Origin of the sequence: Dickeya parazeae Ech586, from assembly GCF_000025065.1 — a bacterium.
GTDB lineage: Bacteria > Pseudomonadota > Gammaproteobacteria > Enterobacterales > Enterobacteriaceae > Dickeya > Dickeya zeae.
Genome location: NC_013592.1, coordinates 265,367 through 282,224, shown reverse-complemented (window position 1 = coordinate 282,224; position 16,858 = coordinate 265,367). Strand labels below are relative to the sequence as shown.

Below are 16,858 nucleotides of genomic sequence, written 5' to 3'. Positions count from 1 at the left end.
GCCCTCCCTTCCGTAGGCAGCAACTTCTCACTGAAGATGTTTTCATCCACACAAGACAAAACAACAGGGACAGGGAAGGGACATATGTGAGAGATGAAGGCAATGAATATGGAAGCAGAGGCCGGAGTGAAGAAGCATCGAAGCGGCTTTCCCACGGACCCGATCAGAGTCACCGGGACAGAACCGCAGAAGTGATTATCCGGTGGATAGAGAAGAGGTGATTGCCCGGTGAATTAGCGCTGCCGCCAGGGCTATGCCATAGCAACGTGGCGCTAATATAGCAACACGGCGCCAATCGGGGACGCCGTGCACCTCTGTCCTGCACACCCGCCCGGGTTGCGGGCATAAAAAAACCCCCGGCGCTAACCGGGGGTTCTCTGTTTGATGCCTGGCAGTTCCCTACTCTCGCATGGGGAGACCCCACACTACCATCGGCGCTACGGCGTTTCACTTCTGAGTTCGGCATGGGGTCAGGTGGGACCACCGCGCTCTCGCCGCCAGGCAAATTCTTTTGACGTCTTTCAACGCCCTGATTCTTCATGTCGCCGTGTATCGCTACACCACGCCATCCAATCCTCGAACAAGCTAAATTCTACTTTTAGTCTCTCACCAAAACACCTTCGGTGTTGTAAGGTTAAGCCTCTCGGGTCATTAGTACTGGTTAGCTCAACGTATCGCTACGCTTACACACCCAGCCTATCAACGTCCTCGTCTCGAACGTCCCTTCAGGGGCCTCAAGGGCCCAGGGAAGACTCATCTCGGGGCAAGTTTCCCGCTTAGATGCTTTCAGCGGTTATCTCTTCCGCACGTAGCTACCGGGCAGTGCCATTGGCATGACAACCCGAACACCAGCGGTGCGTTCACTCCGGTCCTCTCGTACTAGGAGCAACCCCCCTCAATCTTCCAACGCCCACGGCAGATAGGGACCGAACTGTCTCACGACGTTCTAAACCCAGCTCGCGTACCACTTTAAATGGCGAACAGCCATACCCTTGGGACCTACTTCAGCCCCAGGATGTGATGAGCCGACATCGAGGTGCCAAACACCGCCGTCGATATGAACTCTTGGGCGGTATCAGCCTGTTATCCCCGGAGTACCTTTTATCCGTTGAGCGATGGCCCTTCCATTCAGAACCACCGGATCACTAAGACCTGCTTTCGCACCTGCTCGAGCCGTCACTCTCGCAGTCAAGCTAGCTTATGCCTTTGCACTAACCTCCTGATGTCCGACCAGGATTAGCTAACCTTCGTGCTCCTCCGTTACTCTTTGGGAGGAGACCGCCCCAGTCAAACTACCCACCAGACACTGTCCCCAGCCCGGATTACGGGCCCAGGTTAGAACATCAAACATTAAAGGGTGGTATTTCAAGGTTGGCTCCATGCAGACTGGCGTCCACACTTCAAAGCCTCCCACCTATCCTACACATCAAGGCTCAAGGTTCAGTGTCAAGCTATAGTAAAGGTTCACGGGGTCTTTCCGTCTTGCCGCGGGTACACTGCATCTTCACAGCGAGTTCAATTTCACTGAGTCTCGGGTGGAGACAGCCTGGCCATCATTACGCCATTCGTGCAGGTCGGAACTTACCCGACAAGGAATTTCGCTACCTTAGGACCGTTATAGTTACGGCCGCCGTTTACCGGGGCTTCGATCAAGAGCTTCTCCCTGAGGATAACCCCATCAATTAACCTTCCGGCACCGGGCAGGCGTCACACCGTATACGTCCACTTTCGTGTTTGCACAGTGCTGTGTTTTTATTAAACAGTTGCAGCCAGCTGGTATCTGCGACTCTCGTCAGCTCCATCCGCAAGGGACTTCACCCACAAGAGCGTGCCTTCTCCCGAAGTTACGGCACCATTTTGCCTAGTTCCTTCACCCGAGTTCTCTCAAGCGCCTGAGTATTCTCTACCTGACCACCTGTGTCGGTTTGGGGTACGATTTAATGTTACCTGATGCTTAGAGGCTTTTCCTGGAAGCAGGGCATCTGTCACTTCAGCACCGTAGTGCCTCGTCATCACGCCTCAGTGTTAACAGCAGACCGGATTTGCCTGGTCCACCCACCTTCACGCTTAAACCGGGACAACCGTCGCCCGGATGACATAGCCTTCTCCGTCCCCCCTTCGCAGTAACACCAAGTACAGGAATATTAACCTGTTTCCCATCGACTACGCTTTTCAGCCTCGCCTTAGGGGTCGACTCACCCTGCCCCGATTAACGTTGGACAGGAACCCTTGGTCTTCCGGCGTGCGGGTTTTTCACCCGCATTATCGTTACTTATGTCAGCATTCGCACTTCTGATACCTCCAGCAGCCCTCACAGGCCACCTTCACAGGCTTACAGAACGCTCCCCTACCCAACAACACATTGTGTCGCTGCCGCAGCTTCGGTGCATGGTTTTAGCCCCGTTACATCTTCCGCGCAGGCCGACTCGACCAGTGAGCTATTACGCTTTCTTTAAATGATGGCTGCTTCTAAGCCAACATCCTGGCTGTCTGGGCCTTCCCACATCGTTTCCCACTTAACCATGACTTTGGGACCTTAGCTGGCGGTCTGGGTTGTTTCCCTCTTCACGACGGACGTTAGCACCCGCCGTGTGTCTCCCGTGATAACATTCTTCGGTATTCGCAGTTTGCATCGGGTTGGTAAGCCGGGATGGCCCCCTAGCCGAAACAGTGCTCTACCCCCGAAGATGAGTTCACGAGGCGCTACCTAAATAGCTTTCGGGGAGAACCAGCTATCTCCCGGTTTGATTGGCCTTTCACCCCCAGCCACAAGTCATCCGCTAATTTTTCAACATTAGTCGGTTCGGTCCTCCAGTTAGTGTTACCCAACCTTCAACCTGCCCATGGGCTAGATCACCGGGTTTCGGGTCTATACCCTGCAACTAGACGCCCAGTTAAGACTCGGTTTCCCTGCGGCTCCCCTATTCGGTTAACCTTGCTACAGAATATAAGTCGCTGACCCATTATACAAAAGGTACGCAGTCACACCCTAAAGGTGCTCCCACTGCTTGTACGTACACGGTTTCAGGTTCTATTTCACTCCCCTCGCCGGGGTTCTTTTCGCCTTTCCCTCACGGTACTGGTTCACTATCGGTCAGTCAGGAGTATTTAGCCTTGGAGGATGGTCCCCCCATGTTCAGACAGGATACCACGTGTCCCGCCCTACTCGTCGAACTCACGACCTGTGCATCTTCGTGTACGGGACTGTCACCCTGTACCGTGCGCCTTTCCAGACGCTTCCACTGACACACAAGCCGATTCAGGTTCTGGGCTCCTCCCCGTTCGCTCGCCGCTACTGGGGGAATCTCGGTTGATTTCTTTTCCTCGGGGTACTGAGATGTTTCAGTTCCCCCGGTTCGCCTCACACACCTATGGATTCAGTGTGTGATAGTGTGACGAATCACACTGGGTTTCCCCATTCGGGTATCGTCGGGTATAACGGTTCATATCACCTTGCCGACGCTTTTCGCAGATTAGCACGCCCTTCATCGCCTCTGACTGCCTAGGCATCCACCGTGTACGCTTAGTCGCTTAACCTCACAACCCGAAAGTGTCTCGGGATATGAGTATTTTGAGAGACTCCAACAACACATGAATTCACACTCACATGCCGTCGTTTCAAATTATTCAGCTTGTTCCGGATTGTTAAAGAGCAGAATACTTCGCAGCATACTGTTGCCAGTACACTCTGAAGTCATTCGTAAATGGTGGAGCTATGCGGGATCGAACCGCAGACCTCCTGCGTGCAAAGCAGGCGCTCTCCCAGCTGAGCTATAGCCCCATAGATGCATCAACCTTTTCAACCCGCTTAGCCACAGAAACACTGCATACCCCGTCGCGCTCCGTGCAAAAGCACATCGTCAACGCAGTTCGTGAACGTTTCAAGGACAAGTAGAGTTGGTAGGCCTGAGTGGACTTGAACCACCGACCTCACCCTTATCAGGGGTGCGCTCTAACCACCTGAGCTACAAGCCTATAAGGTTTTACTGCTCATCTTCTTCATCAGACAATCTGTGTGGACACCACGCAGGCACTTCTACTCGGTAAGGAGGTGATCCAACCGCAGGTTCCCCTACGGTTACCTTGTTACGACTTCACCCCAGTCATGAATCACAAAGTGGTAAGCGCCCTCCCGAAGGTTAAGCTACCTACTTCTTTTGCAACCCACTCCCATGGTGTGACGGGCGGTGTGTACAAGGCCCGGGAACGTATTCACCGTAGCATTCTGATCTACGATTACTAGCGATTCCGACTTCATGGAGTCGAGTTGCAGACTCCAATCCGGACTACGACGTACTTTATGAGGTCCGCTTGCTCTCGCGAGGTCGCTTCTCTTTGTATACGCCATTGTAGCACGTGTGTAGCCCTACTCGTAAGGGCCATGATGACTTGACGTCATCCCCACCTTCCTCCGGTTTATCACCGGCAGTCTCCCTTGAGTTCCCACCATTACGTGCTGGCAACAAAGGATAAGGGTTGCGCTCGTTGCGGGACTTAACCCAACATTTCACAACACGAGCTGACGACAGCCATGCAGCACCTGTCTCAGAGCTCCCGAAGGCACACCCGCATCTCTGCAGGCTTCTCTGGATGTCAAGAGTAGGTAAGGTTCTTCGCGTTGCATCGAATTAAACCACATGCTCCACCGCTTGTGCGGGCCCCCGTCAATTCATTTGAGTTTTAACCTTGCGGCCGTACTCCCCAGGCGGTCGATTTAACGCGTTAGCTCCGGAAGCCACGGTTCAAGACCACAACCTCCAAATCGACATCGTTTACAGCGTGGACTACCAGGGTATCTAATCCTGTTTGCTCCCCACGCTTTCGCACCTGAGCGTCAGTCTTCGTCCAGGGGGCCGCCTTCGCCACCGGTATTCCTCCAGATCTCTACGCATTTCACCGCTACACCTGGAATTCTACCCCCCTCTACGAGACTCTAGCCTGTCAGTTTTGAATGCAGTTCCCAGGTTAAGCCCGGGGATTTCACATCCAACTTAACAGACCGCCTGCGTGCGCTTTACGCCCAGTCATTCCGATTAACGCTTGCACCCTCCGTATTACCGCGGCTGCTGGCACGGAGTTAGCCGGTGCTTCTTCTGCGGGTAACGTCAATGAACAGGGTTATTAACCCTGCTCCCTTCCTCCCCGCTGAAAGTGCTTTACAACCCGAAGGCCTTCTTCACACACGCGGCATGGCTGCATCAGGCTTGCGCCCATTGTGCAATATTCCCCACTGCTGCCTCCCGTAGGAGTCTGGACCGTGTCTCAGTTCCAGTGTGGCTGGTCATCCTCTCAGACCAGCTAGGGATCGTCGCCTAGGTGAGCCTTTACCTCACCTACTAGCTAATCCCATCTGGGCACATCCGATGGCAAGAGGCCCGAAGGTCCCCCTCTTTGGTCTTGCGACGTTATGCGGTATTAGCTACCGTTTCCAGTAGTTATCCCCCTCCATCAGGCAGTTTCCCAGACATTACTCACCCGTCCGCCGCTCGTCACCCAGGGAGCAAGCTCCCTTGTGCTACCGCCCGACTTGCATGTGTTAGGCCTGCCGCCAGCGTTCAATCTGAGCCATGATCAAACTCTTCAATTTAAAGTTTGATGTGTTTTCCGAAGAAAACGGTGCTCAAAGAATTTACTGTTTATTCGTAATGAATTAACTGTTGTCACTCTTCAAGACTTTCACTAATTTTTTAGTGAAGCGTCCTGCGAGTGCCCACACAGATTGTCTGATTGATTGTTAAAGAGCAGTGCGACCGGCCTGAGCCTGCTGTCGCGAGGTGGCGTATACTACGCTTTCCTCATGAAGTGTCAACGATTATTTTCGTTTCCGCTTCCTGACACCGCGCTGCGTTGCCGCTGTTGCCGTGTCAGTGGGGTCGCATTATAGGGCGTTCCTCGCTGACCGCAACCGGTATTTTTGATTAAATCGCGCGTTCGCTGCATTCCACAGCAAAAGGCCAGCTTATACCTTATTTTGCACAGAGTTATCCACAACCCTGGCATTTTTTGAAATTTGGCGAGCATCACGCAAACGTTTTCGCTACAATTCCTCCCCTGATGAATGACACATATTCGTGGGTGCGTTAGCTGAATATTGGCGACTCAATCCGTATTTTTCTTTATATGACTGTCACTATTCACGTAACGATTCACGTAACGCTCTTTAAAGTAAGAACCTAGTCAGGGGATCAAACCATCATGCAACAACGTCGTCCTATCCGTCGTGCTTTGCTCAGCGTATCTGATAAAGCCGGTATCGTTGAATTTGCCCAGTCTTTGTCACAGCGTGGCATTGAACTGCTCTCTACCGGGGGCACAGCTCGCCTGCTGGCCAATGCGGGTCTGCCGGTAACAGAGGTTTCCGATTACACAGGCTTTCCGGAAATGATGGACGGACGCGTCAAAACTCTGCACCCCAAAGTGCATGGCGGTATTCTGGGCCGTCGCGGTCAGGATGATGCCGTTATGGCTCAGCATCATATCCAGCCAATCGATATGGTGGTCGTCAATCTCTACCCATTTGCCCAGACCGTCGCTAAAGCCGACTGTACGCTGGAAGACGCCGTAGAAAATATTGATATCGGCGGCCCGACAATGGTGCGCTCCGCTGCCAAGAACCATAATGACGTGGCGATTGTCGTTAAAAGCAGTGACTACACGGCAATCATCGAGGAGATGGATGCCAACGACGGTTCTCTGACTTATGAAACCCGTTTTGATCTGGCTATCAAGGCATTCGAGCATACGGCAGCTTACGACAGCATGATCGCCAACTATTTTGGCAGCAAAGTTCCGGCCTACCACGGCGACACCACCCAGCCTGCTGGTCGTTTCCCTCGTACGCTAAACCTGAACTTCATTAAAAAGCAGGATATGCGCTACGGTGAAAACAGCCACCAGCAAGCCGCCTTCTATATAGAAGAGCATATCTCTGAGGCATCGGTGGCTACCGCTCAACAAGTACAGGGTAAAGCCCTTTCCTACAACAATATCGCGGATACCGATGCCGCACTGGAATGCGTGAAAGAATTCGCCGAACCAGCCTGCGTTATCGTTAAGCATGCCAACCCCTGCGGCGTGGCAATCGGTGATTCGATTCTGGACGCTTATGAGCGCGCTTACAAAACTGACCCGACATCGGCGTTTGGCGGGATCATCGCCTTTAACCGCGAGTTGGATGAAGCCACCGCGCAAGCCATTATCAGTCGTCAGTTCGTTGAAGTGATTATTGCGCCTGCCGCCAGCGATGCTGCGCTGAAGGTTACCGCCGCCAAGCAAAACGTCCGTGTACTGATCTGCGGCCAGTGGCAACAACGTGTTTCTGGACTGGATTTCAAACGCGTCAACGGTGGCCTGCTGGTGCAGGATCGCGATTTAGGCATGGTAGACGCCGCTCAACTACGCGTAGTCACCGAACGCCAGCCAACGCAGACCGAACTGCGTGATGCCCTGTTCTGCTGGAAAGTAGCGAAATTCGTTAAATCCAACGCCATTGTTTATGCACGCGATAACATGACTATCGGTATCGGCGCCGGTCAAATGAGCCGCGTTTACTCGGCCAAGATCGCAGGTATCAAAGCCAGTGACGAAGGGCTGGAAGTGAAGGGTTCCGTGATGGCATCCGACGCGTTCTTCCCGTTCCGTGATGGCATCGATGCCGCTGCTGCCGTTGGTATCACTTGCGTGATTCAACCTGGCGGTTCCATTCGCGATGACGAAGTCATCGCCGCTGCTAACGAGCACGGCATTGCGATGCTGTTTACCGACATGCGTCACTTCCGTCATTAATCCGGGGCTACAACAATGAATATTTTGATTATTGGTAATGGTGGTCGCGAACACGCACTGGCCTGGAAAGCAGCCCAGTCTCCGTTGGCTGATAAAGTCTATGTTGCACCAGGTAATGCGGGCACCGCTCTGGAACCTGCGCTGGAAAACGTGAATATCGCCGCGACAGACATCCCGGCATTACTGGATTTCGCTCGCCAGAACGCGATTGGCCTGACTATCGTTGGCCCGGAAGCGCCGCTGGTCATCGGTGTCGTCGACGCATTCCGCGCCGCCGGCCTGAAGATTTTCGGCCCAACGCAGGCGGCAGCCCAGTTAGAAGGTTCCAAAGCCTTTACCAAGGACTTTCTGGCTCGCCAGCATATTCCAACCGCGGAATACCAAAATTTCACCGAGATTGAACCGGCGCTGGAGTATATCCGTCGCAAAGGTGCACCGATTGTTATCAAAGCAGACGGTCTCGCTGCGGGTAAAGGTGTGATCGTTGCCATGACGCTGGAAGAAGCGGAAAACGCGGCCACCGATATGTTGGCGGGTAATGCGTTTGGCGATGCCGGTCACCGTATCGTGGTCGAAGAGTTTCTTGATGGCGAAGAAGCCAGCTTCATCGTCATGGTGGATGGCGAACACGTACTGCCGATGGCGACCAGTCAGGATCACAAACGTGTAGGTGACCAGGATTCCGGCCCTAACACCGGTGGTATGGGCGCTTACTCACCGGCACCGGTGGTGACAGATGACGTCCACCAGCGGGTCATGGATCAGATTATTTGGCCAACCGTGCGCGGCATGGCAGCCGAAGGCAATGTGTATACCGGATTCTTGTACGCAGGCCTGATGATTTCCCCGGATGGTCAGCCGAAGGTGATTGAATTCAACTGCCGTTTCGGTGACCCGGAAACGCAACCTATCATGCTGCGTCTGAAATCCGATCTGGTGGAACTCTGTCTGGCGGCGTGCGACGACAAACTGGATGAGAAAACCTCTGACTGGGATGCCCGTCCATCACTGGGTGTGGTGTTGGCCGCTGGCGGCTATCCGGGGGATTACCGCACCGGTGACGTCATTTCCGGCCTGCCAACCCAGGAAGCAACCGACGGAAAAGTGTTCCATGCCGGTACTAAGCTTAATGGCGACGATGTGGTGACTAACGGCGGACGCGTGTTGTGCGTGACAGCACTGGGGCACAGCGTTGCCGATGCGCAGCAACGCGCTTACGAACTGGCTAAACCCATCCATTGGGAAGGCAGCTTCTGCCGCAGCGATATCGGCTATCGTGCCATCGCTCGCGAACAGAAAGCCTGACTGCCAGTATTCCGCGTTAACAAGGGGCTGCGGCCCCTTATTTTTTGTTTTATGGCACCCGATCTTCCCTGGGCCAGCATTCCCTGACTACCGGGTTAACTACCACGTTTCAGCGGTCGGCTCCCAGCGGCAAAAATCGGCTTCGGCTACCTGCAACAATTGCGTACCTTCCGGCGACTCCAGCCAGGCGATGCCAAGTGGTCCACCAGCATGTTCGTTCTGTTGAGCAATCCAGGCCAGTGAAGCGCGGTCGAAATCGGGGCGTACCGTTTTTCCATCGCATGTGGTCACCTGACCTGCCTTCCAGTGCCCTTGCATCAGTGACACCTTACCCGTTCGCAGCGAATCGCTTAGCGCCAGCAAACGTCGGGCGTCAAACTGATACAACGCAATATCGTCTTCCGACAGAGATTCCCGTCGGTCCGGCAACTGGCGCTGCATAAAGCTCACATTTCCAGACTGATCAAAACGCAGTCTGACTTCTCCCTGTGACGGCGAAGTAGCCGTTTGCTGCACCTCGCGCAATACGCCCTGCTGGAAGCGATACAGGGTTGTTTTGACATCGTTGCCTTGCAACGAACTGAATACCGTCACCAGCGTGGTGAGATGTTGTGGCGTGTCGTCCTTGCGCCATAACCTGACTACACCGCGATCGGCCAGATAACCACTGGCAAACACGGCAGGCGTCGGCGGATGAGAACTACAGGCGGTCAGCCAGCACACCAGCACCGGAACAACCACCCGAATATATCGTCTGCAGAAAAGCAAAAGGGGCGAAATCGCCCCTCTGCTTAAACCTTGTATCAGCATGCGCTTATTTAACAGCGTCTTTCAATGCCTTACCAGATACAAACGCGGGCACATTAGCGGCAGCGATTTTGATTTCTTTACCAGTCTGCGGGTTGCGGCCAGTGCGCTCATTACGATGATTGACTTTGAAAGTACCAAAACCAACTAATTGTACTGCATCACCTTCTTTCAGAGACTCAGTAATCGCTGCCAGAGTAGCTTCCAGAGCAGCTTTAGCCTGGGTCTTGGAAAGGTCAGCTTTGTCAGCAATTACATCAATCAGTTGAGTCTTATTCATAAGTTATCCTTACAGTGTGTTTATCGCTTGCTAAGCATCGAGTGCGACGGATATGCCATCTCCCATCATACTTCGCGCCACAGGTGCCTTGGCTTACCTCGCTCAACCCATTGACTTACTCAAGTAAGATTTCGGGATGCGCTGCGTCACCGTATTCCTGCAACTCGAACTATTTAGGGTGTAGTAGCACTCTCCTGCATACACGCACCGACAGCCACTTTTATTACGCCCCCCAAATGTAGACCAGACAGGGTGCGGATGTGAAGCCTAAAGACAGGCCATTTCAGGCCTTAAATCACGTTTTATCGCGTTATTGATACAAATTTATCCCAATGTTGCTGACTCCGGCTTCACGCAGGTCGGCACGCAGTCCTTTTATCAGCTCAATATCGCGTTCTTCGCAGTCGGCCAGCAGGCGGAAAATCTCCCACTGGATATCCCATTCTTCTTCAACTGCGGGCAAGTCCTTTAACTCTTCATCGGTCATTTCCCGACCGGCTTGCGTCATTTCCAGCATCGCTACGGTGCGAATCGACGTTTCGCTAATGGTCACCGCATGTTCCAGCGTTTCACCACTCAGACGCGAATGCAGTAATTCACTCAGCGCCACGCAAGCATCAATGGCCGGATAAACACCATAAATATCGTAATCATCCGGCGCGGGGATGGCGTCTTCCAGTTTTTCTAACTGGCTGTCGAAATTGACTTTGGCGTCTTTAACGACCTGCGTTTCCCATACCAAATCCAGTATGCGCCGGTAGAGTTGTGCATCCCCAAACCCGGTCTGCTGGCAGAACTCATGGTAGTTGGGGTACATACGTTCACAAAGGCAAGCCATAAAGGTGACATGCTGCCAGCTTGCCAGTTTTTCCAGACGCAAATGGATCGGGTTACGTAACATTGTTTATCTCAATAATAATGGGCGGCAGTGTAACGAAAATTACCACACTGCCATATACCTGAATTCCTAAAGTTTACTGCCCGGCATTATCCTACAGCCCGGCCTCACGTTGCCAGCGTTGAAACGCCGGACGGTTTGATGCCACCGCGTCCGCCCAACGGGTCGGTTCCGGCAGACGATACCCGTTCATGCAGCGCATGACCCACTGCAACGCGCTGTCCATACCGACACGATGACCAGTGGAGACGAACAACGGGTTGCAACGCACTTTGCTACGCCATACCCAGCCGATCTGCTCATTTTTATCCAGCAACGGCTGACGACTGCCCGCTGCGTCTGCCAGTGGCGAAAACTGCCCGCACAATCGGCGCTTGGCAACACCGATCGTCGGCACGTTAACCAGCAAACCAAAATGGCTGGCAACCCCCAGACGGCGAGGATGAGACACGCCATGTCCATCGACAAACAGCAAATCCGGCCGGTGTTGTAATTGTTCCCATGCCGCCATCAGCGCCGGATACTCACGAAACGACAAAAAACCGGGGATGTAAGGCATCACCGTCGGAATGCGCGCAATCTGGTATTCAACCAGTTGTAGCGATGGATAAGCCAGCACCGCCACCGCCGCACGGGTTACCGCGCCTTCCTGCTCAAAACCGACATCCGCACCGGCAATCAGCGTCGGTTGTTCAAAAGGGACATCATCGTGACGAACGACCAACGCCGCTTTGTCACATTGCTCGGCGCGCAATGCTGGTATATCCATCAGGCGATGTCCTGATGATACGGTGCGGATAAACGGTGTACCGCTTCAACGAAAACACCAGCGTGCTCCGGCGGCACATCCTGATGGATACCGTGCCCCAGGTTAAACACATGGCCATTACCCGTGCCAAACCCAGCCAGAATAGCGGCGACTTCCTGCTCAATACGGGCTGGCGGTGCATACAGCATCGACGGGTCCATGTTGCCCTGTAGCGCAACCCGGTCTCCCACGCGACGCCGCGCGTCGGCAATATCCGTCGTCCAGTCGAGCCCCAGCGCGTCACAACCGGTATCCGCCATCGCTTCCAGCCACTGACCGCCACCTTTGGTAAACAACGTCACCGGTACACGACGACCATCATGTTCACGCTGCAAGCCATCGACAATTTTATGCATGTAGTGTAGCGAAAATTCACGGTAAGCCGGGCCACTGAGTGCGCCACCCCAGGTATCAAAAATCATCACCGCCTGCGCCCCGGCTCGAATCTGGGCATTCAGGTAAAGCGTGACGCTATCCGCCAGCTTATCCAGCAGCAAATGCAGCGTATGCGGCTCGGCAAACATCATTTTTTTGATGACGGTAAAGGCTTTGCTGCTACCGCCTTCAACCATATACGTCGCCAGCGTCCATGGGCTGCCGGAAAAACCGATTAGCGGTACCGCGCCAGCCAGATTGCGGCGAATAGTCCGTACCGCGTTCATCACGTAACCCAGTTCAAGTTCCGGGTCCGGTATCGGCAATTTTTCCACATCGGCATGGCAGGTCACCGGTGAGGTAAAGCGCGGCCCTTCCCCTGCTTCAAAATAGAGCCCCAATCCCATCGCATCCGGCACGGTGAGAATATCGGAAAACAGGATAGCGGCATCAAGGTTGTAACGTCGCAGCGGCTGTAACGTCACTTCACAGGCCAGTTCGGCATTTTTGCACAGCGACATAAAATCACCGGCTTGCGAGCGAGTCGCACGGTACTCAGGCAGGTAACGCCCTGCCTGACGCATCATCCATACCGGAGTCACATCCACAGGCTGGCGCAACAGCGCACGCAAATAGCGATCATTTTTCAGATCAGTCATGGTCTTTTCCTTGTAACGCCTGCGTGCAGGCATGATTGTCGCTGGCGATGGCCGATCACTGATCAGCTTCGCGGCACAGTACGACCGTGTCTTCAATCAAACGCCGGGCTACCGTACCCGGTGGCGGCAATTCCGGCAAGCGGTCATAACGAAACCAGTTAGCATCCCGCAGTTCAGACGGGTCATGCTTCAGTTCTCCCCCGTCATAATCGGCCATGAACGCCATCATCAACGAATGCGGGAACGGCCACGGTTGTGAACTGACATAACGCAGGTTTTTGACGCGGACATTGCTCTCTTCCATCACTTCCCGCGCCACCGCCTGTTCCAGCGTTTCCCCCACTTCAACGAAACCGGCCAGTGTGGTGTACATATTGCCTTTGTGGCGTAAATGCTGCGCCAGCAGAATGTTGTCGTGATGGCGGATAGCCACAATCACACAAGGGGCGATTTGCGGATAGTAACGCTCTTTACAATGGTGACACAGGCAGGCCAGCTCAGTGGTACTGGCTGACATTTCATGGCCGCAGTAACCGCAAAATCGGTGCGAACGGTAGAATTCCGCCAGTTGCACCGCACGGCCCGCCAACTGGAACAACCCGGCATCCTGACTCAGCAGTTCGCGTACCGACCCCATGTCGCTCGCCTTCTCCTGTAGCACCAGCCATACCGGCTCCCCCAGCCATTCGCCCACCTGACGGGCAGAACGCTGTTGCAATTGCCACTGCGCTGCTGTTCCTTTCGGTAACTCACCCTGAGGCAGCCAGATCTGGTGGCGGTGATATACCACCCACCACCCGCTTTCTTCACCTTTCAGCGTCACTTCCATCTTTTTTATCGCCCCGCTTATTATCAGGCTGGTCTGTCAGGCAGCCCATTGGTGTTTTCATCGACCTTGTCAACATGACGACATTCCGTCAGGCATTATCCGGCGCGGGTGAAGCCTTGGCAATGCACATCCCCCCAGCGGATCACCAGACTTGGCTGATATTCGATCATTGACGCCGCCGCACCACAGCGCATAAAGTGGCTGTAGTATTGTCGTGGCTAATCGTTTTAATTGACCACGAGTTTTATGCCCCGCAAGGGGCCCTATCTTGTCGGAGTGCCCAACACGCCTGATGGCGCGTGGGCTGAGACCGTTAATTCGGGATCCGCGGAACCTGATCAGGCTAATACCTGCGAAGGGAACAAGAGTAATGATATCGCCCCCCAACATCCATTCAGGGGAGTGGCGCAACAGTCAGGGCAACATGCCTTCTGCCGTTGCCAGCCAGCATCCGGCGATTACTCCCTCCGAACTCCAGACAAGCAATTTTCCCATTAATGAACAGGAACTTGCTATGTCTACCGAATCCAAACTTCCCACGGAGCTGATGGCTTCCGAAGAAAAAACACCGTCCAGTCGTCGTGAACAACGTGCTGCCGCTCAACAGTTTATCGATACGCTGCGCGGCTCAACCTTCCCAAACTCACAGCGGATTTATTTGACCGGTTCACGCCCAGATATTCGCGTACCCATGCGGGAAATTCAGCTAAGCCCGACACTGCTGGGCGGTAGCCGCGACAACCCGCGCTATGAACCTAACGAAGCGGTGCCGGTTTATGATACCGCCGGTCCCTACGGCGACCCGGCCGTCACGCCAGATGTACACCGTGGGCTTGGCAGACTGCGGGCCGACTGGATTGCCGAACGCGACGACACGGAAACCTTATCGCACGTCAGTTCCGGTTTTACCCAACAACGGCTGGCAGATAGTGGTCTCGACCATCTGCGTTTTGAACACCTGCCACACCCCAGACGCGCCAAAGCGGGACGCCGTGTCACCCAGTTGCATTACGCCCGTCAGGGAGTCATCACGCCGGAGATGGAATTCATCGCCATCCGCGAAAATATGGGACGTGAGCGTATTCGCGGCGAAGTGCTGCGCCAGCAGCATCCGGGACACAGTTTCGGTGCGTTGCTGCCGGACGACATCACACCGGAATTCGTGCGTCAGGAAGTCGCGGCCGGGCGCGCGATTATCCCCGCCAACATTAATCACCCGGAATCGGAGCCGATGATCATCGGCCGTAATTTTCTGGTGAAGGTGAACGCCAATATCGGCAACTCTGCGGTGACCTCTTCGATTGAGGAAGAAGTCGAGAAACTGGTGTGGGCCACCCGCTGGGGTGCGGACACCGTGATGGACTTATCCACCGGGCGCTATATTCATGAAACCCGCGAGTGGATCCTGCGCAACAGCCCGGTGCCGATCGGCACAGTGCCTATCTATCAGGCGCTGGAAAAGGTCAACGGTATTGCGGAAAACCTCACCTGGGAACTGTTCCGCGACACCTTGCTGGAACAGGCCGAACAAGGGGTAGATTATTTCACCATTCATGCCGGAGTGTTGTTGCGCTATGTACCGATGACCGCCAAACGCCTGACGGGCATTGTGTCGCGCGGCGGCTCCATCATGGCGAAATGGTGCCTGTCGCACCATCAGGAAAATTTCCTCTACCAGCATTTCCGCGAAATTTGCGAAATCTGTAGTGCCTATGACGTCGCCCTGTCACTGGGTGATGGACTGCGCCCTGGCTCGATTCAGGACGCCAATGACGAAGCGCAGTTCGCCGAACTGCACACGCTGGGCGAGCTGACTAAAATCGCCTGGGAATACGACGTGCAGGTAATGATCGAAGGCCCCGGTCATGTCCCGATGCAGATGATCCGCCGTAACATGACCGAAGAGCTGGAACACTGCCATGAAGCGCCGTTCTACACGCTGGGCCCGCTCACCACGGATATCGCGCCGGGCTATGACCATTTCACGTCGGGTATCGGTGCGGCGATGATCGGCTGGTTCGGCTGCGCTATGCTGTGCTACGTCACCCCGAAAGAGCATTTAGGCCTACCGAACAAAAACGACGTCAAACAAGGGCTGATCGCCTACAAGATCGCCGCTCACGCCGCCGATCTGGCGAAGGGGCACCCCGGCGCGCAGATCCGCGATAACGCCATGTCCAAGGCTCGCTTTGAATTCCGCTGGGAAGACCAGTTCAATCTGGCGCTGGACCCGGAAACCGCTCGCGCCTACCACGATGAAACCCTGCCGCAGGAATCTGGCAAAGTCGCGCATTTCTGCTCGATGTGCGGGCCGAAATTCTGTTCGATGAAGATCACACAAGAAGTACGCGATTACGCCGCCCGTCAGGAAGCGCAACCGATCGACGTCGGCATGGCAAACATGTCCGCCGAATTCCGCGCCCGTGGTAGCGAGCTGTACCACACCGCCACCAGCCTGCCACAGGAGGAACGCTGATGACCCGCGCGTTTCCCGCCACCGACGCCCGGCTGGGGCTTTACCCGGTGGTCGATAGCGTAGCGTGGATTGAGCGCCTGCTGGATGCGGGGGTTCGCACTCTCCAGCTACGCATCAAAGACCAGCCAGCGGAGCAGGCCGAGCCGGATATCATCCGGGCGATTGCCCTTGGCCGTCAATATCAGGCCCGGCTGTTTATCAACGACTACTGGCAACTGGCCGTCAGGCATCAGGCATACGGCGTACACCTGGGTCAGGAGGATCTTGATACGGCCGATCTGGCGGCAATCCACGCCGCCGGGTTACGTTTGGGTGTCTCTACCCATGACGATGCTGAGCTGGCACGCGCCATCGCCCTGTCGCCGTCTTACATCGCGCTGGGCCATATTTTCCCGACCCAGACCAAAGCCATGCCATCCGCACCGCAAGGTCTGGTGGAGTTGGCCCGTCATATTCGCGCGTTGAACGGGCGCTTTCCCACCGTGGCTATCGGCGGTATCAGCATTGACCGGGTACCCGCCGTGCTGGAAACCGGGGTCGGCAGCATCGCCGTGGTCAGCGCCATCACTCAGGCCGCTGACTGGCGCGCCGCGACCGCGACGTTGCTGCGACTGATAGAAAGACGGGAGGCATAAC

Annotated in this window: 10 protein-coding genes, 2 tRNA genes, 3 rRNA genes and 1 riboswitch; of the genes, 4 read left to right on the top strand and 11 right to left on the bottom strand. The window is 54.8% G+C overall.

All coding sequences use genetic code 11. The annotated features are described in order from the left end of the window. Window positions 1-386 precede the first annotated feature (386 nt). The 5 genes from rrf to DD586_RS01235 form a co-directional block, all read right to left on the bottom strand. Window positions 387-502 (bottom strand): 5S ribosomal RNA (gene rrf / locus DD586_RS01255). A gap of 128 nt (window positions 503-630) precedes the next feature. Further along, a 23S ribosomal RNA gene (locus tag DD586_RS01250) occupies window positions 631-3,537 on the bottom strand. 168 nt (window positions 3,538-3,705) lie between these two features. Continuing rightward, window positions 3,706-3,781: transfer RNA gene (locus DD586_RS01245), tRNA-Ala, on the bottom strand. A 117-nt stretch (window positions 3,782-3,898) separates the two neighbouring features. Then, a tRNA-Ile gene (locus tag DD586_RS01240) sits at window positions 3,899-3,975 on the bottom strand. Window positions 3,976-4,044: 69 nt separating this feature from the next. Continuing rightward, window positions 4,045-5,587: ribosomal RNA gene (locus DD586_RS01235) — 16S ribosomal RNA — on the bottom strand. Together the 16S, 23S and 5S rRNA genes with 2 tRNA genes alongside form the textbook arrangement of a ribosomal RNA operon. A gap of 608 nt (window positions 5,588-6,195) precedes the next feature. Here DD586_RS01235 and purH point away from each other — a divergent pair. Both purH and purD read left to right on the top strand, forming a co-directional pair. Beyond that, complete coding sequence (purH, locus tag DD586_RS01230) at window positions 6,196-7,785, top strand: bifunctional phosphoribosylaminoimidazolecarboxamide formyltransferase/IMP cyclohydrolase (protein WP_012882988.1); 1,590 nt, start codon at window positions 6,196-6,198, stop codon at window positions 7,783-7,785. Window positions 7,786-7,800: 15 nt separating this feature from the next. Continuing rightward, on the top strand, window positions 7,801-9,090 hold the full coding sequence (gene purD, locus DD586_RS01225; RefSeq protein WP_012882987.1) for a phosphoribosylamine--glycine ligase: 1,290 nt from the start codon (window positions 7,801-7,803) through the stop codon (window positions 9,088-9,090). A 99-nt stretch (window positions 9,091-9,189) separates the two neighbouring features. On the opposite strand, the gene DD586_RS01220 is transcribed toward purD, so the two are convergent. The 6 genes from DD586_RS01220 to nudC all read right to left on the bottom strand — a co-directional run bounded on the left by DD586_RS01220 (window position 9,190) and on the right by nudC (window position 13,746). After that, window positions 9,190-9,900, bottom strand: a complete 711-nt coding sequence (locus tag DD586_RS01220; RefSeq protein WP_012882986.1) for a DUF1481 domain-containing protein — start codon at window positions 9,898-9,900, stop codon at window positions 9,190-9,192. A 4-nt stretch (window positions 9,901-9,904) separates the two neighbouring features. Beyond that, window positions 9,905-10,177: a nucleoid-associated protein HU-alpha gene (gene hupA / locus DD586_RS01215; RefSeq protein WP_012882985.1), complete on the bottom strand. Its 273-nt coding sequence runs from the start codon at window positions 10,175-10,177 to the stop codon at window positions 9,905-9,907. Between the two features lie 310 nt (window positions 10,178-10,487). Then, complete coding sequence (locus tag DD586_RS01210; protein ID WP_012882984.1) at window positions 10,488-11,078, bottom strand: YjaG family protein; 591 nt, start codon at window positions 11,076-11,078, stop codon at window positions 10,488-10,490. Between the two features lie 91 nt (window positions 11,079-11,169). Next, window positions 11,170-11,844 (bottom strand): deoxyribonuclease V, encoded by a 675-nt coding sequence (gene nfi, locus DD586_RS01205; protein ID WP_012882983.1) that lies wholly within the window; start codon window positions 11,842-11,844, stop codon window positions 11,170-11,172. Then, window positions 11,844-12,917: a uroporphyrinogen decarboxylase gene (gene hemE / locus DD586_RS01200; RefSeq protein WP_012882982.1), complete on the bottom strand. Its 1,074-nt coding sequence runs from the start codon at window positions 12,915-12,917 to the stop codon at window positions 11,844-11,846. Before hemE ends, nfi begins: the two co-directional genes overlap by 1 nt. Window positions 12,918-12,972: 55 nt before the next feature. After that, window positions 12,973-13,746: an NAD(+) diphosphatase gene (nudC, locus tag DD586_RS01195; protein ID WP_012882981.1), complete on the bottom strand. Its 774-nt coding sequence runs from the start codon at window positions 13,744-13,746 to the stop codon at window positions 12,973-12,975. Between the two features lie 262 nt (window positions 13,747-14,008). Beyond that, window positions 14,009-14,124: riboswitch (TPP riboswitch) on the top strand. Between the two features lie 136 nt (window positions 14,125-14,260). Between nudC and thiC the strand changes: the two genes are divergently transcribed. After that, on the top strand, window positions 14,261-16,222 hold the full coding sequence (gene thiC, locus DD586_RS01190) for a phosphomethylpyrimidine synthase ThiC (RefSeq protein ID WP_012882980.1): 1,962 nt from the start codon (window positions 14,261-14,263) through the stop codon (window positions 16,220-16,222). Continuing rightward, window positions 16,222-16,857 carry a thiamine phosphate synthase gene (thiE, locus tag DD586_RS01185; protein ID WP_012882979.1) on the top strand — a complete coding sequence of 212 codons (636 nt, stop codon included), beginning with the start codon at window positions 16,222-16,224 and terminating at the stop codon, window positions 16,855-16,857. The genes thiC and thiE overlap by 1 nt, the downstream gene beginning before the upstream one ends. Window position 16,858: the final 1 nt, after the last annotated feature.

Bases quoted from the DNA above. Each gene is read 5' to 3' on its own strand.
- purH (WP_012882988.1), top strand. From the start codon at position 6,196: ATGCAACAACGTCGTCCTATCCGTCGTGCTTTGCTCAGCGTATCTGAT.
- purD (WP_012882987.1), top strand. From the start codon at position 7,801: ATGAATATTTTGATTATTGGTAATGGTGGTCGCGAACACGCACTGGCC.
- DD586_RS01220 (WP_012882986.1), bottom strand. From the start codon at position 9,900: ATGCTGATACAAGGTTTAAGCAGAGGGGCGATTTCGCCCCTTTTGCTT.
- hupA (WP_012882985.1), bottom strand. From the start codon at position 10,177: ATGAATAAGACTCAACTGATTGATGTAATTGCTGACAAAGCTGACCTT.
- DD586_RS01210 (WP_012882984.1), bottom strand. From the start codon at position 11,078: ATGTTACGTAACCCGATCCATTTGCGTCTGGAAAAACTGGCAAGCTGG.
- nfi (WP_012882983.1), bottom strand. From the start codon at position 11,844: ATGGATATACCAGCATTGCGCGCCGAGCAATGTGACAAAGCGGCGTTG.
- hemE (WP_012882982.1), bottom strand. From the start codon at position 12,917: ATGACTGATCTGAAAAATGATCGCTATTTGCGTGCGCTGTTGCGCCAG.
- nudC (WP_012882981.1), bottom strand. From the start codon at position 13,746: ATGGAAGTGACGCTGAAAGGTGAAGAAAGCGGGTGGTGGGTGGTATAT.
- thiC (WP_012882980.1), top strand. From the start codon at position 14,261: ATGTCTACCGAATCCAAACTTCCCACGGAGCTGATGGCTTCCGAAGAA.
- thiE (WP_012882979.1), top strand. From the start codon at position 16,222: ATGACCCGCGCGTTTCCCGCCACCGACGCCCGGCTGGGGCTTTACCCG.